Raw genomic sequence first — 26063 nt, forward strand, 5'->3', positions numbered from 1 at the left:
CTTCTGCGCTCTTATGTACCGTTACGCCGCGACCGAGTGAAAACGTGTGCGCTAACAATACATATCTCCCGGCGGACTCTTTCTCACTCCGATAAATCCGGAATTTTCACTTATTTTATAAACATCGCATCCCCAAAACTGAAGAACCGGTATCTCTCCCGCACTGCTTCCTCATAAGCTGTCAGCACGTGCTCTTTTCCGGCCAGTGCGGACACAAGCATGATGAGTGTAGACTCCGGCAGATGGAAGTTGGTGATCAGGCAGTCCAGAGCCTTAAAGCGGTATCCCGGATAGATAAATATCTCCGTCCATCCGCTGCATGCCTTCAGATGCCCGTTCTCATCTGCGGCAGATTCGATAGTCCGGCAGCTTGTCGTTCCCACGCAGATCACACGTCCGTCCCCGTCTTTGGCTCGGTTGATCTTCTCCGCCGCCTCTTCGTTTATCATATAGAACTCGGAGTGCATGTGGTGATTCTCCACATCGTCCACTTTAACCGGGCGGAATGTTCCCAGACCCACATGGAGTGTAACACGGGCGATATCAACGTCCTTCGCCTCGATTTCTTTGAGCAGCTCCGGTGTAAAATGGAGCCCGGCAGTCGGTGCCGCGGCAGATCCGGAATGCTCCGCATAGACCGTATTATATCTGTCTTTATCTTTGAGCTGATGCGTGATATACGGAGGCAGAGGCATCTGTCCCAGCTGGTCAAGTATCTCTTCAAAGATTCCTTCGTACTCAAAATGGATCAGACGGTTTCCTTCATCCACAATATCTACCACTTCGCCTACAAGGAGTCCGTCGCCAAAGCTGATCCTTGTGCCCGGTTTTGCCTTGCGTCCCGGTTTTACAAGAGTCTCCCACACATCGTCCGCGCCCCTCTTTAAGAGCAGGACTTCAATCTTCGCCCCCGTCTCCTCCTTAGCTCCTATCAGCCTTGCCGGGATGACTTTTGTGTCATTGATGACCAGACAGTCTCCCGGATTCAAATAATCGATAATATCACGGAACACGTGATGCTGTATCTCCCCGGTCTCCTTGTCCAGTACCATAAGTCTGGAAGCGGAACGGTCTTCCAGAGGATCCTGGGCGATCAGTTCCTGAGGCAGGTCATAATAAAAATCACTTGTTTTCATACTGTAAACCTATTCCCTTCGACAAACGAGCCCTGTATGTATTCCACACAAGGCCCGCCTGAACTGTTACTTTGTTTTACTGTGTTCTGAGCTCTGCATTCATCTTTTTGCCAAGCTTTTTCATCACCTGATTTGCAGCATTTTCTATCTCCTGAGACGTCAGAGTCTTCTCATCCGATCCGATCGTCAGTCTGATAGTCACGGATTTCTTTCCGGATGGTATCTGTTTTCCTCTGTATTCATCCACAAAGGACGCATCCTTAAGAAGCGCGCTGGCCTTCTTCTTGCCCATGACTGCGTCATAGATATCATGCCATGACGCATCCGCGTCAAAGAGCATGGAGATGTCATAATCTGTCTCTGGGTACTCCGCCAGATGAGTAAATTTATTCGTTCTGGATTTCAGCGGCTTCAGCTTCGTTGCATCTAATTCAAACAGCATAACGGACACATTCTTGATGCCGCACTCCATAGAAACCTTCTTTGCCACCAGTCCCATATCTCCGATCTTCTCATCTCCAAGATAGATATTGAGCCAGACAACGTTGTCTGCCCACACCGGTTTCTCTTCTTTTCTGAACTCATACGCTTCCATATGCGTATAGCGCGGCATATACTCAAGAACACCTTTTGCCTCTCTGAAAAGCGAGTTGATATCTTTCACGCTGCTCGCGAAAGCCGCCCCGATATGCCTGCGCTGCTCCGGAAGAGATTCTGTCTCGTCATATACAGATGTGTAATTTTTATCGAAAAATACCTGAGCCTCCTCAAAAATGGAGAAGTCATTGAAATAACGCTCATTTTTCGCAACCGCTTCGCACAGGTTCGGGAGCAGTGAAGAACGGATATATCCCAGTTCCGGTGCCGGCGGAGTGGAAAGCCTCAGTATTCCGTCCGTGTTCTGAAGGACTGCGTTTACAAATACATCGTTCATCCACGGATAGGTGTACACTTCCTGCATGCCGCAGCGGATTGCGAGATACTCCTTGATATTTCTGACAAGGCTCTTATCCTTCTGGTTGATCGCTCCGGTAAAGGAAGTCGTGAACGCTGTGGCATCGAAGTTGTCATACCCGTACATTCTGGCAACTTCCTCCATCACATCATCCTTGATGGAGATATCGCCTGTAGAACGCCATGTAGGCGCGGTCACATGCATGTTGTCGCCGTCAATCTGAACCTCAAACCCGAGTTTCTCAAGTTTGCCCCGAATTTCATTGTCTGTCAGATGTTTTCCGAGTCTCTTCTCAAGCCATGTCAGACTTACGTCGATCTGCGCTCTCTCCAGTTTCTTCACATAGTTGTCGCAGAATCCGGTCACCTTCAGTTCCGGATAAAGTTCGCTGAAATAGTACATGGAAAGGGCAAGGGCCTGATCACATCTCTCCGGATCAATAGCTTTCTCATATCTGGAGGACGCCTCTGTACGTGTATCATAGCGCAATGCCGTGCGCCGGATTCCGGCAGCCTCGAAGTTGGCAACCTCCAGGATCACCCTCTCTGTCTTGGGAAGGATAGAATCCTTCGCTCCGCCCATGACTCCTGCAAGTGCAACCGGTCCCTCGGAGTCCGTGATCACAAGGTCGTCATCGCAGAGTGTGAGTTCGTTATCGTTTAAGAGAAGCAGCTTCTCTCCTTCGGACGCATGTCTTACCACGATGTGGTCTGTAATGTTGTCCGCATCAAATGCATGCGTCGGATTTCCGACTGCAAGCATAACATAGTTCGTGATATCCACAAGCGCGTTAATAGGACGCATTCCCGCTTTCCAGATCCGGTTCTGCATTTTGTACGGTGACGGCTTCACGCTCACGCCGGACATCTCAACGCCGATGTATCTTGTACATCTGTCCGGCGCTTCGATTTCAACCCGGAAATCGGACTGAACGTCTGTCTCAAAAGGTTTGATCTCTTTGAGAGGCAGGTCATAGAGTGCTGCGATCTCACGCGCGATCCCGTAATGTCCCCAGAGATCCGGTCTGTTCGTCATTGATTTGTTGTCAATCTCGAGGAGGATATCATTCATATCCAGCGCATCGGCAAGAGAAGTACCTGCCGGTACGTCAAAAGCAGACAAATCCAGAATCTCTGCCTCCTGCTCTGCCGGGAACAACTCTCCCAGCCCTATCTCATCGGAAGCGCAGATCATACCGTATGACTCGACTCCGCGAAGTTTGGAATTTTTGATCACTACCGGCTCGCCTTCCCCGTGCCAGCGGACAACCGCGCCCGGGCAGGATACGGCGACACGCATCCCCTCTTTCAGGTTGATGCCGCCGCAGACGATATCCTTGATCTCTCCGCCGCCGATATCTACCTTGCACACTCTTAATTTGTCCGCATTGGGATGGGGTTCGATCTTTTCGATGACTCCCACCAGCATATTGTCAAAACGGCGTGCGAGATCTTCCACGTCCTCCACTTCCACTGTGGACATGGTCAGGTCGTACGCCAGTTTTTTCAGATCCGCATCCTCCGGAATATTTACATAATCCTTGATCCATGATAATGATAACTTCATTTTCCCTCTCCTTATCTAAACTGTTTCAGGAATCTTAAATCAGCACTGTGGAACAGTCTCACATCGTCCACACCGTAACGCATCATAACAAGTCTGTCCAGACCGATATTTACATAGAATCCTGTGTACTCGTCCGGATCCAGTCCTGCTGCTCTGAGCACGTTCGGATGCGGAGACCCTCCCGGCATTACCTCGATCCATCCCACATGCTTGCATACACTGCAGCCTTTTCCGCCGCATACCTGACACTCCATGTCGATCTCAAATCCCGGCTCCACAAAGGGGAAGAACCCGGAGCGCATTCTTACCGGCACATCTCTTCCGAACACTTTGCTCAGGATGCTCTGGATCATTACCTTTCCCGATGTAAATGTAATATCTTTGTCCACGATAAGAGCTTCATACTGGAAAAATGCCCTCTCATGGTGTGAATCTGTAGTTTCATTCCTGTACACACGTCCCGGATATACGAAACGATACGGAGGTTTGTGTGTCTGCATATAGCGGACGCTTCCTCCTGTCAGATGCGGACGCAGACAGAGTTTTTCGTTCGTGCTTCCGCTGTCGTGTCCCTCCAGCCAGTAAGTGTCCATGCTCTCGCGGGCAGGATGGTTCGGCGGGAAGTTCAGTTTATCAAAAGCGTACATCTCGCTTGTGATCTCATCTTCCTCGAAAATCTCAAATCCCATGGAGCGGAATGCATCGTTCAGGTCATAGCACATCTGTGTGATGGGATGAAGTCCACCCGCGGACGGCATGATTCCCGGGACAGAGCAGTCAAAATCAGGGGATACTTCCGAAGCCTTCAGCTTCAGTTCCATCCTCTTTTCATCGATCAGTTCCTTGACCTCATTTTTTGCCTGATTCAGAAGTTTTCCCATCTCAGGGCGAAGAGACACATCCAGCGTCGGGATCTCTTTCATCAGAAGGCTCAGGGAGCCCTGCTTTCCGATATACGCGCTCTTCACATTCTGTAATTCGCCTTCACTCGCCGATTCAGAAATCTTGTTTCTTGCTTCTGATAAAATGCCGTTGATTTTATCTTTCATTACACTTCTCCTTTCCTATTTGAGGCAGCCGCCCGCCGAAGCAGATAATTTTCCATAAAATAAAAAATCGTCTCCTGTCATTCTGACAAGGGACGATGTTGTTCGCGGTACCACCCTGTTTCCCGCACATCATATGCGGACACTCAAGTCTGTGTAACGTACAGTCTACGGTACTTCCTACTTATTTCAGAAATACAGCTCCCGTGGGAAATTCGATCCCCATCTGAACTAAAGAAAACTTTCAGCCGGTGATTTTCTCTCTCTGATAGAAAATGGTTCTCTACTTTACACGATCATAGCTTTTATTCTTTGTTATATTGCAGCTGTCTGGCAGCCGAATCATTATTCATTTTATCACAGGTTTTCCGTTTGTCAACCCCGCAGCCTGTATCCACGCAGATATGTGGTAACATTTCATGAGCAAGGCCGCAGCGGGCATATTAGTGCGGCGCTGCTTATGGCGCGGACTGAACTGTTACGATATGTGCTGCATACCGGCTTTTCCCGGTATCTGTTAACTGTTTTCTTCCATTCTTTGCTTATACAAAGTTCTCTCCAGCAGTGCGTTCAACTCTCCGCCAAGCAAAATGATATACATACATCCGTAAAGCCACAGCATAATCAGTATAATTGTTGTCATGCTGCCGTACATACTTGAAAATCCCGTAAAAATATCCAGGTAAACAGAAAATACAAAAGAAAGGATCTGCCATCCGAAAGCGGTAAATACTGCGCCCGGAAGTTGTTTTCTCAGTGTCGTTTTCTTCATATGCGCTCTGTTTGGAAGAAATTTATACACCAGATCCCAAAATACCGTCAGTATCACAAGCGCCACAAGTGTCCTGATCCGCATTACAAAATCAACAATCTTAATTAAAAACGGCACATACTCATAAACCATCGCACTGATGCTGTTTCCAAATACGGAGATCACAAGTGAAAATACAATCGCTACGATAAAAAGGATAGTATATACCGACGCTCTAATCCTCAGGTAAAAGTAATTTCTCGTCTCAATATGGGCATAAATGCAGTTCAGCCCTGATGTAAGAGACAAAACTCCCTTCCCTGCCGACCACAGAGCTACGATCACCGTAACAGGAAGCAGCCTTCCTGAGCTAATGGAAACGCTGATAATAATAGACTGTATCGTTGAGACGACCGAATCCGGGAACACCGGAAGAATAGTGTTTAACACGTCATTCAGAGTAACTTCCGTGAAACGGTCCAGATACTGTACCATTGCAAGGAGCAAAAGAATAATAGGGATCAGAGAAAGCACAAAAAAATAAGCCGCCTGTGCCGCATAGGCGCCGGTATGATGGGAATTCACAGTCTTTATGAACTTGATAATCTGGTTCTTTAACTTCTTTCTCTTTTCCATAATACAGCTCTTCAAGATTCTTTTATTCCGGCAGAATCTGCTCTGCTTTCCTAAGAGGAAAAAGCGGCCGTACAAGACGACCGCCTTTATCTTTAGTAGTTCACCCAAAATGCCGGTCCTGTATTTTGAGTCCTAGCCGCAGCCAGGTGGGCAACCGCATCTGCTTTTCTGTCGTCCACTGCATATCGGAGGCCTGACATATTACAGAAATATAGGAATCCCGTTTAAACAAATGTAGGTTCAAAATTACAGGGTTGTCGCACATCCCAGGTTAACTTCTCTGTTAACTCTACAAGTATTATACTCCAGATATATGGTTTTTACAACTGAATATTTTTCCAGTACAATAGAGCGGCTCCCTCACGGCGGGAATTCTATTCCATCCTGATCAGAGAAAACTCTGACAGTTCGATTGTTGATGTGGAAGTCTCTGTTCCGGCAATCGCTCCCATTGATATAACCAGGGCAGCATTCATATCTGTTGTCTCATTCATTGTAAAATCTACTGTAACCTCTTTTTCCTGGTCTTTTTCCAGCGCTATGTCCGCTCCGCCGTACCATGTATAGCTGGGGCTGAGCATGGCAACTTTGATCGTCCTCGCCTCTGAAGATTTTGCCTTGAACGTAACTTTATAGTGAGCGCCCTGTTCCAGAACGATTCCGTTCTGTTTGAGCTGTACATTCCAGTCCTCGGTTCCCACATCAGTAATATTGTATACTGCACGGCCGTTCTCAAAAGAAACCTCCGCCGCTCCCGGAGCGGTAACCGCATTTTCCCATCCTTCATTTCCAGAAGCAAAATCACTATTTACCAGAAGATTTTCTCCTGCCGGCTGTTCACCGATATCCGGTGCATCAATCTTTTCAAGATTGATATTGTCAATACAGACACGGTGTTTTTCTGTTATCTGAATTCCATCAACAGCTCCCATGGAAATACTCAGCACTGCTTTCGGATCTGTCTCGCCTGTCATCTGGAAAACAATCTCATATTTATTATAGTCGTTTTCCAGATCTACAATTTTTTCTCCTGAATATGGTGTCCAGTCGTCATCACCGGAGCCGTCTCTCTGAATCGCAAACATCAATTTTCTCGGTATGCTTGCCTTGGCATCAAGAGAAAGTCTGTACCACTGTCCCTTTTCAAGCTCCACATTGTTCTGTTTCAGCTGGATCTTCCATGCAGCGTCTCCCGTATTGTTGATCGAAAAGTCAGCCGCGTTGTCTTCATTCAGGCTGTCTACCACATAAGTAACATCCGATGAGATACTGCTGTCAACATAAGGTTCGTATCCGGAGAATCCGGCATTAAAACTTCCGTTTTTAATCAGGCTGTCCTCTTCGATACGCACATTGTCAACATAATATATTCCGGGTTCTTCAAAACAGAATGCAAGATTCGTATCTGCGGGTTCTGTATCCAGCGTCAGTTTATAATCATATGCACTCTCTGCGCCGGTCAGCTCAGCCGTGTATTCCTGACCGGCAGCTTTTACCATGATATTCTTTCCTGCTTCTCCCTCTGCCGTAAAACTCATTGCATATGTGTTGCCTGCGGACAGTGCCAGGTCACTCTGTGATACAATGACCGGATTATCCGCCGATGTTCCCTCCGGAGCATTTACCATCAGTCTCCGGATATTATTCTCATTAGTGACACTCACTTCCGCTCCGTCATTTTTTAACACATCCCAGTATCCGAGACGCCCTTCTCCTTCCTGGAAACTGCCGTTGTACACATAGTTTCCGTCGGCAAGGATACCCTTGTCCCCTTCAGTAATTTCTATCTCATCGATTTTCTTCAATGACACGTTGCTGATCTGGATTCCTGCAGTTGACCCTGCCGCACCCATATTGAATTCCAGACGTCCGTTCGCATCATCGCTGTCCGTCATTGTAAAATCAAGAGTATACGTCTGCTTCTCCTCGGTAAGGCTGATCGTTGTATCTTCAAGATAACGCCGGAAAGATCTGTCAGGCGCAGATACGCCTACTTTCATTGTTCTGTCCGCATCTGCATATGCATCAAAGCAAAGCTGGTATACACCGCCCTGTTTCATGGGGAGATCCGGCTGCACAAGCTGGACACTGTAGTCCACTGTACCCTCATTTGCAGTATTTACTGCAATTTCATTGTCACCAATCTCAGCTCCGGCTTCGCCGCCCAGTGTTGTAAGGAATATCCAGTCTTTATCATCTGTCAGGTCTTCTTTTTCGGAGAAATCTCCATTGACAACATAGTTGCCATTTTCATCAGGATCTCTTAAAATGACTTCTTCAACTGGTTTTGTAACATTTTCGTCATAACTGTCTTTCTGATATACTTTCACATAGTCAATATAATATGCCGAATTTGCAATATCTGTCGTCTCGTCCGGATTGCCGGGCCAGTTTCCGCCGACTGCAAGATTCAGGATAATATAAAATGGCTGATCAAACGGAGCGGGATATGTAATTTCTCCCTGTCCTTCTGTTGCAGAATACCAGTTATCCTCTGTGTGAATCAGTTTTCCATCAACGTACCAGCTGATTTTCCCCGGTTCCCATTCCACGTCGAACACATGATATTCGTCTGAGAATGTTCCTTCCTCTAAAGTATAACTTCCCTGACTCTCGCTGTGAGGATTTCCATAATGTATAGTTCCATATGAAGTATCCGTATCATTTCCGAGCACTTCCATAATATCAATCTCACCGCACCGCGGCCACTGTCCGTACAGATTTTCATTTGTCGGCATCATCCAGAATGCAGGAAGGAATCCCTGACCTTCGGGTACCTTAACTCTCGCTTCAAACAGTCCGTATTTGAAGTCATGTTTATTCTGTGTATTTACACGCCCGGAAGTATAAGACACACTTCCGTCTTCATTCACCGTCTCTACAGGTTTCAGCACAAGGCTTCCGTCCTCAATATAAATATTTTCCGGTGAATCCACATAGGACTGGAGCTCATTATTCACCCATCCCGGATCATGGAGTTCCACATTCCAGTCGTCTCGGTTGAGAGAATCCCCTTCAAACTGGTCTTCCCATTTCAGATTATATCCTTCATAGGACAGATCTGTATCCTGTTCCTGATCTTTAGTTTCCGTCTGGTATGTAATCACTGCTTTCAATGTAACTTCCTCACCGTCTATCGTAATCGTCTTTTCAATCTCTTCCGTTTTCTCTTCTGCGGTCTTTTCTCCGGGTTCTGCTGCTTTCGCAGTCATAGATGTCGGAAGAAGTGTTCCTGCCATTGCCAGCACAAGCAACAAAGAAAGTAAATTCCTGCCTTTCCGCTTTCTTACCACAGCAACAACACCAATGATAATGCACAAACTTGCGGCGCCTGCGATACTCCAGGGTACTATATTGGCTGTATCTCCTGTCTGCACTGTTCCTGTATCTCCCGTCCGGTCTCCGCTCTGCTGATCAGACAGACCGCTGTCTTCAGAGCCTGCAGTTCCCTGCGGCTTTTCCGTATCAGGCTTCTCCTGTTCTGCACCTGATGTCTTTCGCACAAGTCTGACCGTGCTTTCTCTGGTTTCTCCGACATCTACACTTTCAATCTGTGCTTTCCACTGTTCCGGCGCTGATATTCCGTCTTCCGTCAGATAGCCGTCCGGAATGTTCCCGCTGATCTCAATATCGGTCAGTATATCATCCGATGCATTGTATATTTTTATTGTCTCATTAATCGGGTCTGTACTGCTGTATTCCGTCTTATCTGTTTCAATGGAAAATACCGGTTCCCCGGCTTTTGCTGCTGCCATTACCGTAGTATTTCCCAACAACACTGCAGCAACAGCTGCAAGTATCCCGACTGTTATTCTTTTTTTCTTCGTCATTTCTGCACCTCCTCACTTAATTTTTTCACCAATGCTATGATTCTCCCCGCACATTCGCGGATCTCTTTCTCTGTCAGCTCACCCTGCGCATATGCCTGCCGGATATTCTCGTCGTCATCACAGTTCCCGGGCATAATGATATCATTTCCGGCAGCCGCACATTTCCACGGGATACTTCCGTCTTCCGGCACTGTCGTGTTCCAGTCTGACATAATCACTCCCTGAAATCCCCACTCTTCCCGCGCAACGACCGTGCAAAGATCACGGCTGTTTGCCGCGTGTACTCCGTTGATCAGATTGTAGGAAGACATGATCGCCGCCGGGACGCTTTCTTTTACCGCGATCTCAAAACCGCGCAGATAGATCTCGCGGAGCGCCCGCTCAGAAACACAGGCATCCACTCCCATCCGGTTATCTTCCTGATTATTGCAGGCAAAATGCTTGATCGTCACACCGCATCCTGTTTTATACTGCACTCCCCGGGTAACTGCGGAGGCGAGAACTCCCGAGAGGAGCGGATCTTCCGAGAAATATTCAAAGTTACGTCCGCAGAGAGGATTTCTCTGGATGTTCATGCCGGGCGCCAGCCAGAGGTCTACATGGAATTCTCTCATTTCTTCCGCAACCGCACGTCCGAACTCAGTGAGCAGTTCAGGATCCCATGTCTGTGCCAGGGCAGTGCCTACCGGGAATGCCGTACAGTACTGATAATATGTATCCGCGTTTTTGTGAATTTTCATTGGCTCCAAAAATCCGTTTTCAAGAGATCCGAGAACACCGGTTCCGTAGACGGAATCTGTCTCCTTATCGACCTGATAACTCTGTCTGAGTCTTAAACCCGCCGGTCCATCCGCCATGATCAGAGAACGGATCCGGTACTTCTCTTCCAATGTCTCTGTTGTCTCCCCAGCAGAACCGGGCACGCGGATTCCGGCTGAACCAAGTGTGCTTGCTCCCGCTGTAATGTTTCCGTAGAGAAGCGGAATCAGATCCTCTACAGGATACTGTTCTTCTGCCGGTGATACATACTGGATTTCCGGTTGGCTGCATGGCACGAATTCATATACCGGTATCGCTTTTTCCTTTGCTTCCTCCTCTCTGGTTTCGCTGTTCCCGGAGCCATCCCGGCACAGTTCTTCAAACGGCTCTTTCCGGGGACAGATCCGGTGCGTTTTCTCCAGAACCACTTCCCGGGAAACTGTAAGATAAGCCGAGAGCACAGCAGAATCCAAGCTGTTCCCCACCCATATACCGTATGTTCCTGCTTCCACGATCCATGCCTGCCGTTCTTCAGAAAATACGGCAAGCTGCTTCTGCCGGATCTCCACAGTTACTTCCCGGCTCTCTCCGGGCATCAGACGGTCTGTCTTTGCAAATCCCGCAAGTCTTCGGCTCTCTTTTTCAATTCCGCCCTGAGGAAAAGATACATATACCTGCGCCACTTCTCTGCCGGCATAGTTTCTTCCTGTATTTGTGACCGCAATCCGCGCCTGAACCGAAGATTTCTCCGTCTGTAGACCGTGGAATTCCATTTTAAACGATGTATAGGAAAGTCCGTATCCGAAAGAGAACAGCGGCTTTACGCCAAAACTTTCAAAGTAACGGTATCCCACATAGATACCTTCCCTGTACTCTTCTTTTTCCAGATTTCCGTTGAGATAGCTGTATGTATCTGCGAAGGGGTAATCCTCATACCGCCGGGCCCATGTTGCCGTCAGTTTTCCTTCCGGCACTGCCCTGCCGAAGAGAATATCCGCAACAGCGTGTCCACCTTCCTGCCCCGGCTGGGAGATATTCAGAACTGCACGGATATTCTCCGCTTCCTGAAGGATATCTGTAAGCTCAACCGGGCCTCCGGAGTTCAGAATCAGGATCAGAGGAATATGAAACCTGTTGAGATACAATATATCCTCCCGTTCTCGACCGCTCAGGTAATAATCTCCCTTTTCAAGGCGGCGGTCTTTCCCTTCTCCAGAAATCCGGCTAATCACATAAACCGCCGCTGCGGCTCCTTCCAGGTCTGACTCTGTGATACTGCGTCCGTCCGGAAGAGCAAACGGATTTGCCGCATAGGCATCAAATGGATTCTGTACATGACGTGCATCCTCCAGTATCTTTTCCTTCCATTCTTCTCTGGCTTCTTTATAACGTTTATCATAATCCTGAATCCAGTCTTCGTTTGTAACGGATACTCCGACTTCTTTTATTCCTCTGTAAACAGAGATGCTTTCCCTGTTATTGACATCGCCTGATCCGATGCCGCCTTTTACTGTCTTCTCTGCACCGCTGCCGAACAGGGCGATGGGATCAGAAGTCTTCAGCGGAAGCACCCCCTCATTTTTAAGAAGCACAATTCCTTCTGCCGCCGCTCTTCTCGCCAGAGTTCTGTGTTTTTCTTCGCGATGAGACAGCCCCTGTTTCAGGCTGCCGCTGTGTGCCCATTTTTTCATCTTCATACCTCTTTATCTGTCATCAATTTTTCAGTCATGGTATAAAGAAACCGCCATAGCGTTCTCCTGCATATTCTGAAAGGATTGCCCTATGGCGGTTTCTCAGTTCAGTTCTGTTTCTCTATTCCTTTACACCGCCGAGTGTTACACCCGCTATAATGTATTTTGAGAGAAGCAGATATACGATAATGATCGGTACGATCGCTACCGTGATCATCATATAAATTTTTCCCATATCAAAGTTCATGTAGTCTGCACCTCGAAGCGTTGCGATCAAAATCGGAACTGTCATCTTGTCCTTGGACTGGATCACCAACGCAGGAACGAAGTAATTATTCCATGATCCTACAAACGAGAAGATTGCCTGCACCGCGATCGCCGGCTTCATAATCGGGAGCACGATCCGGTTGAATGTCCTGAATTCTCCAGATCCGTCAATCCTTGCCGCTTCTACGAGAGACAGCGGAAGGGATGACTGCAGATAACTGTACATAAAATAGAATACAGCCGGAGAAGCGATAGACGGTATGATGAGCGGAAGGAGCGAATCATACATACCCATATTGGTGATCAACCGCAGGAATCCCATCGCTGTCACCTGTGTCGGCATGACAAGTATTGCCATGATAAACGTAAATGCTGCTTTCTTTATCTTGAAATCATACGCATACAGACCATACGCCGTCAGCGATGAAAAATATGTACACAGAGCCGCTGAACATGACGATACGATCAGACTGTTGAGAATCCCCCGGAACATCGGGAAACTTCCGTCATTCGCAACGTTCTTCAGATTTTCCAGAAAATAGGTTCCCGGGATCGCCGAAAATCCTTTCTGCAGATCCGCATGGGAGCGCGTCGCATTTACGATCAGGATATAAAAGAAGAACAGGCATAAAAATGACAACAGTATCAGTACCACATAAGCCAGTATTGTCTGGCCGTGTCTTGTCTTTTTCGACTTCATAACCTATCTCCTCCCCTTCCGCGCTTCTTTAAGTTTCCGTTTCGCCGCTTTCGAGCCATAGCCGTCATCGTTATTTCCATTCGTCATCCTGTATACAAAGAAGCACAGGATACCGCTTACGATAAACAGATATACAGACAAGGCGCCCGCCATACCGTAGTTTCTGCTCTCCAGATGGCTGTTCAGGAACATGATAAGCGTCATGGACGTACGGTCCGGATTACCCTGCCCGTTTGTCAGGATCTGCGGTACATCAAACATCTGCAGGCCACCGATAATGGATGTGATCAGTGTGTATGCAAGGATCGGCCGGATCAGCGGAAGTGTGATATAGAAGAACCGTTTAACGCTGGTGCATCCGTCCAGCTCACAAGCTTCAAATATATCCTGACTGATTCCCATGATAGCCGCCATAAGCATGATTGTCGTGTTACCAAACCACATCAGGAAGTTCATCAGGCCGACCAGTGATCTTGTTCCAAATACAGAACCAAGGAAATCGATTGGCTCGCTGATCCATCCCAAAGATGTCAGGATTGAATTGATCGGACCATTTGTCGAGAACATCGCAAAGAACAGCATTGCGAATGCTGACGCCATGATCAGGTTTGGCAGATAAATTACCACCTTGAAAAACTGTTTGCCACGGATTTTAAGCCGGATATCAGTAAACCAGTTTGCAAGGAGCAGCGCCACCACGATCTGGGGGATAAAGCCGATAACCCACAATATCAGAGTATTGCCGGCATATTTCAGCATATCCGAGCCGAGCAGGCTGATATAGTTCTGCATTCCTACGAAATTAGGGCCGATTTCTTTGATTCCTGACCGGTAATACTCAAAGAAGCTGTATCTGATCGTATCAACCAGAGGAATCAGAGAAAAAATAAAAAAGCATATAAAAAACGGAAGGATAAAAATGTATCCCCACTTAGCATAACTGACGCTTTTGCGCTTTTTTTTCATAAACTATCGTTCCTTTCTGTTTCAGGCTGCCGCGCAGAGCTTTTTCCAGCGCGGCAGCCCGCTCGATACATTACTCCGGCCACTGAACCTCTGTAATATCCGGATAACGTTCTTTTATCGCTGTTTCAAAGTTTGATTTTGCCTTATCAAAATCTACGTTCCCCTGGAAGTAATCGCTGAAAGCATTCTGGATCAGTTCCACACATCCCTGATCATAGGAAGAAAGCGGAGCGATCTGGATATTCTCTGCAACAGGAGCATAATACTCATAAGCGTTCTGACCTCCTAGGAAATCAGATGCATATGCATCATCTGCAGCGGCCTCCTCCATACCGCTTACCGTATTCGTAAAGTCAAGATAATCCTGGGAAATTTTGAGCAGTGTATCTTTTTCTGCCGTCATTGCAAGAATAATATCTTTTACATGTTCAGGATTATCCGTGCCTGTCGCCGCATGGATGTATGAACCGCCCCAGTTATATTCCTGCGGAGGATTTGTAACAGCCCATGCGCCTGTGTCTCCATCCCAGTTCGGACTGAGGGTAAAGTCAATTCCCCACGGCGGAAGCAGGAATGCAAACACCTTTGATGAAGATCCCATCGCTTTGTTCCAGTCGTCATTAAACTGCCCCTTTACAGTCTTGTCCAGATAGCCTGCGTCAAGCCATTCTTTTGAACTTTCTATCCAGTCCATGATCTTCTGATCTACCTTGACCGTTGTCTCTCCGGTAGTCACCCATGGTTCGCTGATATTGTTACCGTACACACGGAATGTATCTGCATAGGATGAGAATGTATAATATCCTTTTGATTTCAGCTCCTCAGCTGTCGCTTTCAGGGTATCCCAGTCCTTGACTTTTTCACCGACTGCTGTCGGATCATCTGTACCGAACACATCCTTTGCGATATCCCTGCGGTATACAAGTACTCCCGGGCAACACTGCCATGTTGAACCTCTCTGGACGCCGTCCTGATCGGAAGCCGTTGTTTTAGTAAAATCATACTGATCTGCAAGATCTGTATCCAGGTCGATTCCAAGATCAGTAAGCGGCATAGCTACATCTGCATCTGCGTCCGTATATTTGTAAACGTAATCTGTTTCAGATAAGAAGATATCGATCTTGTCATCTGCTGCTGCATCCGCCTGATTCATAAGTGCCTCGTCAAGCTTCTGCTGATAAACGCCATCCTGGTTCGGATTGATCACCCAGTGGATCTCTGTTCCGTCTTTCAATGTGGTCACTGTTCCGTCATCGGAAGTGCTCTCAACTTCCGGGTAGACAGCTTCCAGACGGGTGCGGAATTCATCATTCCAGCTGTAGATATTAATGACTTTACCTTCCTCCGTGCTCTGTGCATCTCCGGATCCGGAATCAGTTCCCTGTCCGCCGCCGCATCCGGCCAGCAGGCCTGCCGCAGTGACTGCTGCCATCATCACGGCAACTACTCTCTTTTTCATTGTTCATTCCTCCTCGTATAATAAATTTATTATCCGGCGGTTCTTCTGTCCGCCTGTGATAGTGGAATTATAACCCATTCCTGCCGGACGATATATTATGAATCACAAAAAAATATCAGATTCATGACCCGTTTTCGTCATTTTTTTATTTTATGTCATGATTCTGATATTTTTAGTTTTCTTTCTGATTTTTGCCCTGACGAGATTCTTATATAATGCCCATAAGTAAGAAATATACGAAGTGAAAGGAGACTTAATATGAAACATCTGCAGTTTACAGACGAACATGGCAGTTTTTCTATAGAACAGCCGGAAAATACAAGCTATCTCTATTTCCCGCTGGCGTCAGAGAAAGGCCTGAAAAGTTCCGTCACTCCCAATCTCGGCGGGGACGCAAAAATCGATCAGGAAACTTTTCTCCTTGAACCGGTCAGCGCCGAAAACCTTCACAATAACCGCTCAGTCAGAAACTTCTGGCTGGTATCTGATACAGGAGAAATATTCTCCGCATCCGGAGCGTCTGCACAACAGGAAGCATCCCGGTTTACGGAGCTTCAGGACGACAGCAGGATCACGGCGGGATTCATGTGGCATTCAATGGAAAGAATCTCCAAAAGCCAGTCTGTCCGAACTGTCGTTACTTCCTTTATACCTGTGAATGACAATGCGGAGATCATGTATATTACAGTCCGCAATCTGTCAGACAGCGCAAAGGTCCTGATTCCCTTCGCCGCAGTTCCTGTCTACGGGCGGAGCGCCGACAATATACGGGATCACAGGAATGTAACTTCCATGCTCCACCGCATCCGCACGGAATCCCACGGGGTCCTTGTCCGCCCGACAATGTCCTTTGACGAGCGCGGGCACCGTCCCAACTCTATGATCTACTATGTATACGGATGCAGCGGCGCCGGTGAAGCTCCGGAAAGTTTCTTCCCCACTGTAGAGGAATTTCTGGGAGAAGGCGGAACCTATACGCACCCGCGCGCCGTCTGCGAGCGCCGTACCGGCGTGCCGTCCGGTTCTTTTGCCGCCGGCAGAGAAGCGATGGGCGCTTTCCGTTTCCCGGAAGTACATCTTGCCCCCGGGGAGGAGGCGGATTACATCCTGATCCTGGGTGCGGAAGACAACAGAGAATCCATCTCTCAGATTTATGAGAAATACAATACGCCGGATAAAGTAAAGAAGGCTCTCGACGAGACAAAATCCTGGTGGAGGGAGAAAGTCAACACCGGATTTCATACCGGCGACGCTGATTTTGACCGTCTGATGAAATGGATCTGCTTCCAGCCTTTTCTCAGACGGCTGTTCGGCTGTTCCTTCCTGCCCCATCACGATTACGGAAGAGGCGGCCGGGGATGGCGCGATCTCTGGCAGGACTGCCTCTCTCTTCTTCTCATGGATCCGGACGGTGTAGGACAGATGATCGAGAAAAACTTCGGCGGGGTGCGGATCGACGGCACCAACGCCACAATCATCGGAGAGGGCGACGGCAACTTTATCGCGGACCGCAACGGGATCGCACGTGTATGGATGGATCACGCTCTCTGGCCTCAGATGACAACCAAACTCTATATCGATCAGACCGGCGATGTGGAGATCCTGAACAGGAAGGTTCCTTATTTTAAAGACGCGCAGACGTGTCGGGGAACGCAGAACGATGAGCAGTGGGACGCGGGGCAGGGCAGCCTGCTCAGGACAAAAGACGGCGAGATTTATACCGGAAGTATTCTGGAGCATCTTCTTGTTCAGCAGCTGACCGCTTTCTACGAGGTCGGCAGCCACAATATTTACCGCCTGCGCGGGGCTGACTGGAACGACGCCCTGGATATGGCGTCTGAGCGCGGCGAGAGTGTTGCTTTCACCTGCGCCTACGCCGGGAACCTGCGGGAGCTCGCCTCAATGATCCGGCTTCTTGAGAGCCGTTCCGGCGAAAAAGAAGCTGTTCTGCCAGAGGAGCTTCAAATCCTTCTGAATGGAGATGCCGGTTTATTCGAAGATCCTGACGCCAAAAATGCGCTTCTGGCAGACTACACCCAAAGCTGCCGGCACCAAATCAGCGGCGGGCACTTCTCCATTTCTCTGTCCGTACTGGCGGATGATCTGGAGCGCAGAGCCGGCTGGCTCACAGGTTATCTCCGGGAACAGGAATGGATCGACGGAGGAGCCGACGAGGGATGGTTTAACAGCTACTACGATAACCACGGACGCGCGGTGGAAGGATTCTTTCCCAACGAAGTGCGCATGATGCTCACAGGCCAGGTTTTTTCCATTATGGGAAATGTGGCTTCCGATGAGCAGATCCGCAGGATCACAGCCAGTGCAGACCATTATCTCTACCGGAAAGAGATCGGCGGTTATCGCCTGAACACGGACTTCCATGAACTTAAATTCGATATGGGCCGTATGTTCGGCTTTGCATACGGTGAAAAGGAAAACGGAGCCGTATTCTCACATATGACCGTGATGTATGCCAACGCCCTGTACCGCCGCGGCTTTGCAAAAGAAGGCTGGAAAGCGCTGAAGACGCTTGCCGAAACTGCGCTGGACTTTGATACAAGCCGGATCTATCCGGGGATCCCGGAGTATTTCCGCTCGGACGGGCGCGGAATGTACCACTATCTCACCGGAGCCGCAAGCTGGTTTATGCTGACAATGATCACTCAGGTCTTCGGCGTCCGGGGCGAAGCCGGCGATCTCATTTTCGCCCCCAGGCTGATGGGCGAACAGTTTGACAGTCAGGGGAAAGCATCTGTCAGCCTTGTCTTTGCCGGGAAACAGCTTGAGGTGATCTACGAGAACCCGGAACACAAAGACAGCGGGGAATATACGATATCCTCCGCAGCCTGTGAAGGATATCGGCTTCAGACAGACAGCGCCGGATACGCTGTGCTTCCCCGAAAGGTACTTGACGGCTTTTCCGGAGATCATCTCCGCGTGACCGTTACTCTCAACTAAAATCAACTGAAAGGACAGGAATAAGATTATGAAATATGGATATTTTGACGATAAAGAACGGGAATATGTGATCGATCATCCGGATACGCCTTCCCCGTGGGTAAATTATCTTGGTTCTCCGGAATACGGCGCGATCATCTCCAACAATGCAGGCGGCTACAGCTTTGCAAGATCAGGGGCAAACGGCCGCATCCTCCGCTACATCTTCAATCAGTTTGATCAGCCGGGACGCTATATCTATATCCGTGATAATGCATCCGGGGACTACTGGTCCGCTTCCTGGCAGCCGGTAGGAAAAGAGCTCGGACAATATCAGAGCAAATGCTGCCACGGCATGGGGTATACAAGAATGCTTGCAGACTACAGCGGAATACACTCTGAGGCTGATTACTATGTGCCTCTCGGGAAATCTTACGAAGTGTGGGCGCTTACCGTGACCAATCGATCGGATCGTGTACGGGACCTTACTCTTACCGGATATGCGGAATTCACAAACCACAGCAATTATGAACAGGACCAGGTAAACCTCCAGTATTCCCTGTTCATCACCCGCACCTTATTTGAAAAGAACCGGATCATCCAGCAGATCCACGGCAATCTTGACGCGCTCCGGGAGGACGAAGAAGTGGATGACAAGAAAGTGACCGAGCGTTTCTTCGCTCTTGCGGGCGGAGAAGTCTCCTCCTACTGCGGAGACAAGGATGCATTTCTCGGGAAATACCACGGATATGGCAATCCGCAGGGCGTGATCTCTGGTGATCTTGGCAATATCACAAGCTACAATGAGAATTCCTGCGGCGCCCTCTCCTACAAAGTCACTCTGGATCCCGGCGAATCCAGGACCGTGCTCTTCCTTCTCGGCATGAAATCCTCGGCAGAAGCCGCAGCCATAACAGACTCCTATACAGATCCAGCCGGACAGGTCAGACAGGAGATCAATGCGCTGAAAGCCGACTGGTATGCAAAACTGGACCACCTTAAGATCAATACCCCGGATCACGCCTTTAACACGATGATCAATACATGGAACGCATATAACTGCTTTATCACTTTTGTATGGTCAAGAGCCGCGTCCTTTGTTTACTGCGGGCTTCGCAACGGCTACGGCTACCGCGATACAGTACAGGATATCCAGGGGATCATCCACCTCGCGCCTGAAATGGCGTGTGAGAAGATCCGTTTTATGCTCTCGGCACAGGTAGATAACGGCGGCGGGCTTCCGCTTGTAAAATTCACCCACAACCCGGGGCATGAAGACACGCCGGACGACGCCTCCTATGTACAGGAGACCGGGCATCCAGCCTATCGCGCAGACGACGCCCTCTGGCTGTTCCCGACTGTTTACAAATATATCGCGGAGACCGGCAATACAGCATTTCTCGATGAAGTCATCCCGTTTGCCAACAAAGGCGAAGGGACTGTTTATGAGCATCTGAAACGTGCCGTGCAGTTTTCCTTCGACCACCTCGGTCCTCACGGCCTGCCTGCTGGATTGTATGCGGACTGGAATGATTGTCTCCGTCTCGGCGCAGAGGGCGAATCCTCCTTTGTCGCACTACAGTTTTATTATGCAATGACAATATTGAAGAAATTTGCCGTCTACAAACAGGACAGCGGATATGTCCGCTATCTTGAAGAAAAGCAGGAAGAAACCGGACAGAAGATCCAGAAACTCTGCTGGGATAACGACCGTTTTATCCGCGGCTATACCGAGAAGGGCGAACGCATCGGCGCGGCAGCAGATCCGGAGGCAAACCTCTGGCTGAATCCCCAGAGCTGGGCTGTCATCAGCGGACTGGCATCCAGAGAGCAGGCTGATGCCGCACTGGAAAATGTATATCAGAGACTTAACACGGCATACGGCGCCGTCCTGATGGATCCGCCTTACCATGAGCACGCATTTGACGGTGCGCTTGCCGTGATCTACAATCAGGGGACAAAAGAAAACTCCGGCATTTTCTCCCAGTCGCAGGGCTGGCTGATCCTCGCGGAAGCTCTCAGCGGCCATGGCAACCGTGCATTCGGATATTTTACAGAGAATGCGCCTGCCGCACAGAATGACAGGGCAGAGATCCGCCGGCTTGAGCCATACTGTTACGGTCAGTTTACCGAAGGACCGGCAAGCAGCCATTTCGGCCGCTCCCACGTACACTGGCTGACGGGAACCGCCTCCACCGTGATGGTCGGCTGCGTAGAGGGAATCCTCGGACTCCGGCCGGATCTGGAAGGGATCCGGATCGCGCCGGCTGTCCCCGAGAGCTGGGATTCCTTTGAAATTGACAAAGATTTCCGGGGAAAACATCTCCATATCAGGGTCGAGAACCCGGATCACCGGGAATCCGGCTGCCGGAGCATGAGCCTGAACGGGAAAGAACTTCCTGATAATTATATACCGGAAGGACTGCTCAAAGAAGAAAACGAAATTCTCCTGACACTGTAACCTTTCGGATAGAACAGACAGGGACGCCGTGTTGACCGGACAGAGGAAAAGCATTTTCCCTATCCGTCTGACACAGCGTCCCTGTCTGCTCACGGCAAAGTCGTTCTTGTTCAAAATTATTTTTTATCAGACATTTCATCCGGCATTGGCATTCCGGCGGTATCTCCTTCCGTACGCGGAGTGCCGGATTCAATGTCCCACTGAACCATATAGTACTCATCGCGGTACTTCTTCGGAGTCATCCCGACCACTTCCCTGAACTGCTGGATAAAATGGCTCTGGGAAGAAAACGAAAGCCGGTTCGCGATATCAATCATGGAATAATCGCTGAACCTGAGAAGGTTCTTAGCCATATCGATCTTCTGGCTTCGTATATATGCGCTCACCGATATGCCGGTCTCTTTCTTAAACAGACGGGACAGGTAACCGGACGATACACCGAGCTCGTCCGCCAGATCTTCTATCGTAATCCTTTCTTTGATGTGTGAATATATGTATTCCTTGCACGCGTTGATATGCTTTGAATTTGTATCGTTGCGGGCATATTTGCGCATCTTTTCCGTAAAATCCATAACCATCTCATCGTGAAGGCTGTGGACTTCCGCCTCAGTGTGAATGTCATCCAGTTTTCGGATATAAAAGTCGCTCATCCGGAACGCCTGTTCCAGTTCCATACCGTTCTGCCTGCACAGGCGTGTGATCATCGCGGTCGTGATCACAAAGTGATATTTCAGATTGACCACAGGATCTCTTGAAAGGACTCCGACTCCTTCTCCCTCCACAAAACGCCCTGCCTCGCAGTTCTTTCTGACTGTCTCGATATCTCCGGTCGCTACCGCCCTGTAGAACAGAAACTCTTCCGTAGGCTCGCGGTGTTCTATCTCGTCAATATTATCATCAGCTTCCAATAAAAACCATTCATTTTTGTAACTCATAGGTCTGCCTCTTTTCTGATATGTCGGAATCTGAACTTATAATAGCACAATCTTTCCGGGCATACCAGAAAAAAATTACTATAGTCCAGCCAACTCATTTACGAATAGCGTGTGCCGAACTGTTATGGTATAGTAAAGGAAGATGTAACAATCCAATCCGCCTGAAGGAGGGAGAGATCCATGCCGAATTTTACATACAATGCGATCAAAGCATCTTTTATAAAGCTTTTAAACGAGCGTCCCCTGTCTCAGATCAAAGTAAAGGACATTGTAGCAGACTGCGGGGTCAACCGCAATACGTTCTACTATTATTTCCATGATATTCCTTCTCTGATCGAAGATATGGTGACGGAGGAAGCGGAATACATTATACAGAAATATCCGTCCGCAGATACGATCGAGGCCTTTTTTGAGACTGTCATCGACTATGTACTGGAAAAGAAGACCATGTTTCTCCACATCTATAACTCTGTGAACAGGGAGCTGTTTGAGCAGTATCTGTGGCAGGTATGCGAGCGGGTCGTGATCCTCTACGTGGACTCCGTACTGGACGGGCGCCGGATCCGCCCGGAAGACAGGCGCATCATCGTCCAGTACCTCAAAGCCGTAAGCTTCGGAGTCGCATCCGCGTGGCTCCAGTCCGGCCTTACAGAAGAGATCCGCTCCACATTTGACCGTATCTATCAGCTGAAAAAAGGGACTGTGGAAGAAATGATCCGCAGATTCGAGACAAGATAGTTTTCCAGCGCACGAAATCCGCCCGCTGTTTCTAGACATTTGAGGCTCTGTGTCTGATTTTCAGGCACGGGGCCTCAAATGTCTGTATGAAACTTCTTCCCGTCATGCTATCTTTCTGTAAGTAAAATAACCAGAAAGAAGGAATTATATGATCAAGAACGAGTGGAAAAGCCTGCTGAAAAATAAAATCCTCCTTATTGTCCTGATCGCAATTATTGCGATCCCTTTTATTTATGCAGGTCTGTTTCTGAAATCTATGTGGGATCCGTACGGAAATCTCGACAAGCTCCCGGTTGCGGTTGTAAATGAAGACCGGCCGGTGGAATACGAAGGCAGTACTCTGTGCATAGGGGATGACCTGACAGAAGCGCTGAAGGATAACGACTCTCTCGACTTTCATTTTATGGACAGCGCCAGGGCACAGGAAGGTCTGGAAAACGGAACATGGTATATGGTGATCACGATCCCGGAAGATTTCTCCCGCAGCGCAGCGACTCTTCTGGACGATGAGCCGCAGAAAATGGAATTGAAATACGCAACGAATCCGGGCACCAATTACATCGCCTCCAAGATGAGCGAGACTGCGCTGCTGCGGATCCGCGATAAGGTCGCTTCCCAGGTAACTGAGACTTACGTCTCAATCGTCTTTGACCGGATCGCACAGGCCGGGAGCGGACTTTCAGAAGCCGCGGACGGCTCGCTGCGATTATCAGACGGGATCAGCGACGCATCCGGCGGCAGTGTGGCAATTACGGATAATCTGAAAAAACTTGCAGACAGCACGCTGGTGTTTTCCGATGGAGCCGACACACTGACGAAAGGGCTGAAGGAATATACGGACGCCGCCGCCCGGATCAATGCCGGCGCATCACAATTACAAAGAGGAACCGATTCTCTTACGGACGCTCTGCCCGGGCTCACCGGCGGTGTCGATGCGTTAAATAACGGTGTAAAGACCTATACCGGCGGAGTAGATGCGTTGGATGCGAATTCCCCGCAGCTATCAGCCGGGGCGCAGGATCTTGAAACAGGAGCCCAGAGCCTCGCCCATGGACTGGATACCCTGCAGGCCGGCGCAGACCGGTACGTCAGCGCAGTCAATACATTTACCCAAAGCGCAGCTGCCTATGCGCAGGGAGCAGAACAGCTCGCACAGGGCGCAGGGCAGCTGGAACCTCTGGAAAATCTGGATCAGGCAGCTTCCGCGGTCTCCCGTCTTAACGCATCTGTCTCTGATGGGGATTCCTCTCTCAAAAGCAGCGCCGAAGGCTTAAGTGACGGGCTTGACAGCCTGTATGGCAGGATGCAGCAGCTTTCGGAAGATGCATCCGTCATCAGCAGCGCTTCCCCGATGCTGGAAGAGTCCGCCGGCGCCCTGCGCTCTGCATCCGGCACTCTCTCGGATACGGCTTCGCAGATCAGTGCTGCAAAGGACTCTGTCTCAGCCGCTTCAGACAGCAGCATTTCTCTTGTGACATCCTGCGCGGCTGACGCAAATGACAGGATCAATACTGCCAACGGACAGCTTCAGGGCGCAGAGGATACTATGACGTCGTCCGCCGCTTCTCTGGAAGCAGTCTATGGGGAACTGGCTGCAAATGATTCCGTTTCGCCGGACGCCCTCGCTTCCCTGCGGCAGATCATCGATTCTCTTGGCTCTTCCGCCGGAAGTATCCAGGAAATCTCCGGTGTTGAGACAGATGACTATACTGCCGGGGCGCAGCAGATCGCCGATACCGCCGCTGACGGACTCAGCTCTCTGGACGAAGCGCTTGGTACTGCTGCCGGACAGCTCAACGATACCGCTGCCATAGTAGAAGAAAACGCTGGCTCCATCCCGGACATCTCTGCCGACGCCTTTCAGGATCTGACCGAAAGCGCCGGTGTATTGTGTGATGATGCCCGCCAGCTGTCTGCCGACACAGCGGCGGTCTCAGACACATTGACCGGACTTGAGACGCAGACAGAACAATTTCCTGCGGCAGCCGAAGGGATCAAAGCGCTGAATGCAGGGTTCGATACGCTCCTTTCCAACAATGACGCGCTTCTGGGCGGGGCGGACAGCCTCCGCGCAGCCGGAGCCGAGGTAACCGGCGGGATCAGCGGCGTCCGCTCTGGAGGGCTTGCCGTCTCCGATGGCGTCCAGATGCTCGGAAGCGGTATCCGCGCGTATACCGGCGGCATATCCTCACTTGCAGATAACAGCGCTGCCCTGACAGACGGCGCTGCCAAACTGGCTGACGGAGCCGACGCGCTCTCTTCGGGAGCCGGTCAGCTCTCCGATGGAACCGCCGCACTGGCGGAAGGGACTTCCTCGCTGGTCAAAACCAATGACAGCCTGAATAACGGCGCTGCGCTTCTCGCAGACGGCGCCGGACAGCTCTGTGACGGCGCGTCCCGGCTTTATGACGGCTCTCTTCAGTTAGATGAAGGGATGGCGCAGCTTCAGAACGGCGCTCATGTCCTTGCAGACAGCCTGTCCGAAGGAGCGGACAAAGCCGCCGGCATGACCGCAGGCGAAGAAACGATCCATATGTTCGCTTCCCCGGTGAATACAGACGAGACACAGGTCACCACAGTAGAAAATAACGGACATGCCATGGCGCCGTACATGATGTCTGTAGGACTGTGGGTGGGATGCCTTGCCTTCTGCCTTATGTACCCGCTGACAAAATATAACGGGAAACTCAGATCCGGGCTTGCATGGTGGGCGTCCAAAGCGTCCGTCCTCTATCCGGTGGCAGTCCTGCAGGGGCTTATGCTGATCTGGCTGCTTCATGTGATCGACGGGTTCACCCCGGCGAAAATGACTGAGACCATACTGTTTGCCTGCCTTACCGCAGCGGCATTTACCTCTGTTATGTACTTTTTCAATCTTACGCTCGGAAAAGTGGGAAGTTTTCTCATGCTGATCTTTATGGTCGTGCAGCTCTCCGGCTCCGCCGGCACTTATCCGGTTGAGATCTCGCCGGCGTTTGTCGCAGATATCCATGCTTATCTGCCGTTTACTTATACTGTGGACGCATTCCGCAGCACGATCAGCGGCGGCGGGAGCATCCGCGATTCCGTGATCCTGCTCATCCTGCTCACCGTTGTATTTACCGGGCTTACGATCCTGCAGTTCCACCGCATGGCGCGGCGGCGCAGGAACAGCCAGCCGCTTCTCATCGACTGGCTGGGGGAAAAAGGACTCGCATAAAGGCTGTAGAAGGGCTGCGCGCGGAAGCCAC

At 49.7% G+C, this 26063-nt stretch carries 14 protein-coding genes, 1 other RNA gene and 1 other annotated feature; of the genes, 4 read left to right on the forward strand and 11 right to left on the reverse strand.

Annotated elements, in window-relative coordinates:
* Positions 1-110: 110 nt before the first annotated feature.
* The 10 genes from queA to FNY66_RS13695 form a co-directional block, all read right to left on the reverse strand.
* A complete protein-coding gene (gene queA / locus FNY66_RS13650; RefSeq protein ID WP_150311495.1) occupies positions 111-1136 on the reverse strand; it encodes a tRNA preQ1(34) S-adenosylmethionine ribosyltransferase-isomerase QueA in 1026 nt (341 codons plus the stop codon).
* 76 nt (positions 1137-1212) lie between these two features.
* Complete coding sequence (pheT, locus tag FNY66_RS13655; RefSeq protein WP_150311496.1) at positions 1213-3657, reverse strand: phenylalanine--tRNA ligase subunit beta; 2445 nt, start codon at positions 3655-3657, stop codon at positions 1213-1215.
* Between the two features lie 11 nt (positions 3658-3668).
* On the reverse strand, positions 3669-4706 hold the full coding sequence (locus tag FNY66_RS13660) for a phenylalanine--tRNA ligase subunit alpha (protein ID WP_087151762.1): 1038 nt from the start codon (positions 4704-4706) through the stop codon (positions 3669-3671).
* 85 nt (positions 4707-4791) lie between these two features.
* Positions 4792-5012 (reverse strand) — a binding site (T-box leader).
* A gap of 208 nt (positions 5013-5220) precedes the next feature.
* The gene (locus FNY66_RS13665) at positions 5221-6090 is read right to left on the reverse strand and encodes a YihY/virulence factor BrkB family protein (protein WP_087151780.1); all 870 of its coding nucleotides are present in this window, start codon (positions 6088-6090) and stop codon (positions 5221-5223) included.
* Positions 6091-6187: 97 nt separating this feature from the next.
* A non-coding RNA gene (gene ssrS / locus FNY66_RS13670) (6S RNA) lies at positions 6188-6366 on the reverse strand.
* A gap of 98 nt (positions 6367-6464) precedes the next feature.
* Positions 6465-9920, reverse strand: coding sequence for a carbohydrate binding domain-containing protein (locus FNY66_RS13675; RefSeq protein WP_150311497.1), 3456 nt, complete (start codon positions 9918-9920; stop codon positions 6465-6467).
* Positions 9917-12370: a beta-glucosidase gene (locus FNY66_RS13680; protein WP_150311498.1), complete on the reverse strand. Its 2454-nt coding sequence runs from the start codon at positions 12368-12370 to the stop codon at positions 9917-9919. The genes FNY66_RS13675 and FNY66_RS13680 overlap by 4 nt, the downstream gene beginning before the upstream one ends.
* Positions 12371-12491: 121 nt before the next feature.
* Positions 12492-13337 carry a carbohydrate ABC transporter permease gene (locus FNY66_RS13685; protein WP_150311499.1) on the reverse strand — a complete coding sequence of 282 codons (846 nt, stop codon included), beginning with the start codon at positions 13335-13337 and terminating at the stop codon, positions 12492-12494.
* A gap of 3 nt (positions 13338-13340) precedes the next feature.
* Positions 13341-14303, reverse strand: a complete 963-nt coding sequence (locus tag FNY66_RS13690) for a carbohydrate ABC transporter permease (protein ID WP_150311500.1) — start codon at positions 14301-14303, stop codon at positions 13341-13343.
* A 70-nt stretch (positions 14304-14373) separates the two neighbouring features.
* Positions 14374-15762, reverse strand: coding sequence for a carbohydrate ABC transporter substrate-binding protein (locus FNY66_RS13695; protein ID WP_150311501.1), 1389 nt, complete (start codon positions 15760-15762; stop codon positions 14374-14376).
* Between the two features lie 258 nt (positions 15763-16020).
* On the opposite strand from FNY66_RS13695, the gene FNY66_RS13700 reads away from it, so the two are divergent.
* Together FNY66_RS13700 and FNY66_RS13705 are read left to right on the forward strand one after the other, a co-directional pair.
* Positions 16021-18720 (forward strand): GH36-type glycosyl hydrolase domain-containing protein, encoded by a 2700-nt coding sequence (locus FNY66_RS13700; protein WP_150311502.1) that lies wholly within the window; start codon positions 16021-16023, stop codon positions 18718-18720.
* Between the two features lie 28 nt (positions 18721-18748).
* On the forward strand, positions 18749-21160 hold the full coding sequence (locus tag FNY66_RS13705; RefSeq protein ID WP_150311503.1) for a GH36-type glycosyl hydrolase domain-containing protein: 2412 nt from the start codon (positions 18749-18751) through the stop codon (positions 21158-21160).
* Positions 21161-21276: 116 nt separating this feature from the next.
* Here the strand turns inward: FNY66_RS13705 and FNY66_RS13710 are convergent, their stop codons facing one another.
* Complete coding sequence (locus FNY66_RS13710) at positions 21277-22095, reverse strand: AraC family transcriptional regulator (protein WP_150311504.1); 819 nt, start codon at positions 22093-22095, stop codon at positions 21277-21279.
* A gap of 180 nt (positions 22096-22275) precedes the next feature.
* Here FNY66_RS13710 and FNY66_RS13715 point away from each other — a divergent pair, with 180 nt between their 5' ends.
* Together FNY66_RS13715 and FNY66_RS13720 are read left to right on the forward strand one after the other, a co-directional pair.
* The gene (locus tag FNY66_RS13715; RefSeq protein ID WP_087151770.1) at positions 22276-22833 is read left to right on the forward strand and encodes a TetR/AcrR family transcriptional regulator; all 558 of its coding nucleotides are present in this window, start codon (positions 22276-22278) and stop codon (positions 22831-22833) included.
* Positions 22834-22981: 148 nt separating this feature from the next.
* Positions 22982-26032 carry a YhgE/Pip domain-containing protein gene (locus FNY66_RS13720; RefSeq protein WP_150311505.1) on the forward strand — a complete coding sequence of 1017 codons (3051 nt, stop codon included), beginning with the start codon at positions 22982-22984 and terminating at the stop codon, positions 26030-26032.
* Positions 26033-26063 lie beyond the last annotated feature (31 nt).

It is taken from the genome of Mediterraneibacter catenae (assembly GCF_008691045.1).
Taxonomy (GTDB): Bacteria; Bacillota; Clostridia; order Lachnospirales; family Lachnospiraceae; genus Mediterraneibacter; species Mediterraneibacter ornithocaccae.

Excerpts from the sequence above, each read along its gene's own strand:
- FNY66_RS13685 (WP_150311499.1), bottom strand. The coding sequence starts at position 13,337 with ATGAAGTCGAAAAAGACAAGACACGGCCAGACAATACTGGCTTATGTG.
- queA (WP_150311495.1), bottom strand. The coding sequence starts at position 1,136 with ATGAAAACAAGTGATTTTTATTATGACCTGCCTCAGGAACTGATCGCC.
- FNY66_RS13675 (WP_150311497.1), bottom strand. The coding sequence starts at position 9,920 with ATGACGAAGAAAAAAAGAATAACAGTCGGGATACTTGCAGCTGTTGCT.
- FNY66_RS13705 (WP_150311503.1), top strand. The coding sequence starts at position 18,749 with ATGAAATATGGATATTTTGACGATAAAGAACGGGAATATGTGATCGAT.
- FNY66_RS13700 (WP_150311502.1), top strand. The coding sequence starts at position 16,021 with ATGAAACATCTGCAGTTTACAGACGAACATGGCAGTTTTTCTATAGAA.
- FNY66_RS13690 (WP_150311500.1), bottom strand. The coding sequence starts at position 14,303 with ATGAAAAAAAAGCGCAAAAGCGTCAGTTATGCTAAGTGGGGATACATT.
- FNY66_RS13695 (WP_150311501.1), bottom strand. The coding sequence starts at position 15,762 with ATGAAAAAGAGAGTAGTTGCCGTGATGATGGCAGCAGTCACTGCGGCA.
- FNY66_RS13680 (WP_150311498.1), bottom strand. The coding sequence starts at position 12,370 with ATGAAAAAATGGGCACACAGCGGCAGCCTGAAACAGGGGCTGTCTCAT.
- FNY66_RS13660 (WP_087151762.1), bottom strand. The coding sequence starts at position 4,706 with ATGAAAGATAAAATCAACGGCATTTTATCAGAAGCAAGAAACAAGATT.
- FNY66_RS13710 (WP_150311504.1), bottom strand. The coding sequence starts at position 22,095 with ATGAGTTACAAAAATGAATGGTTTTTATTGGAAGCTGATGATAATATT.
- pheT (WP_150311496.1), bottom strand. The coding sequence starts at position 3,657 with ATGAAGTTATCATTATCATGGATCAAGGATTATGTAAATATTCCGGAG.
- FNY66_RS13720 (WP_150311505.1), top strand. The coding sequence starts at position 22,982 with ATGATCAAGAACGAGTGGAAAAGCCTGCTGAAAAATAAAATCCTCCTT.
- FNY66_RS13665 (WP_087151780.1), bottom strand. The coding sequence starts at position 6,090 with ATGGAAAAGAGAAAGAAGTTAAAGAACCAGATTATCAAGTTCATAAAG.
- FNY66_RS13715 (WP_087151770.1), top strand. The coding sequence starts at position 22,276 with ATGCCGAATTTTACATACAATGCGATCAAAGCATCTTTTATAAAGCTT.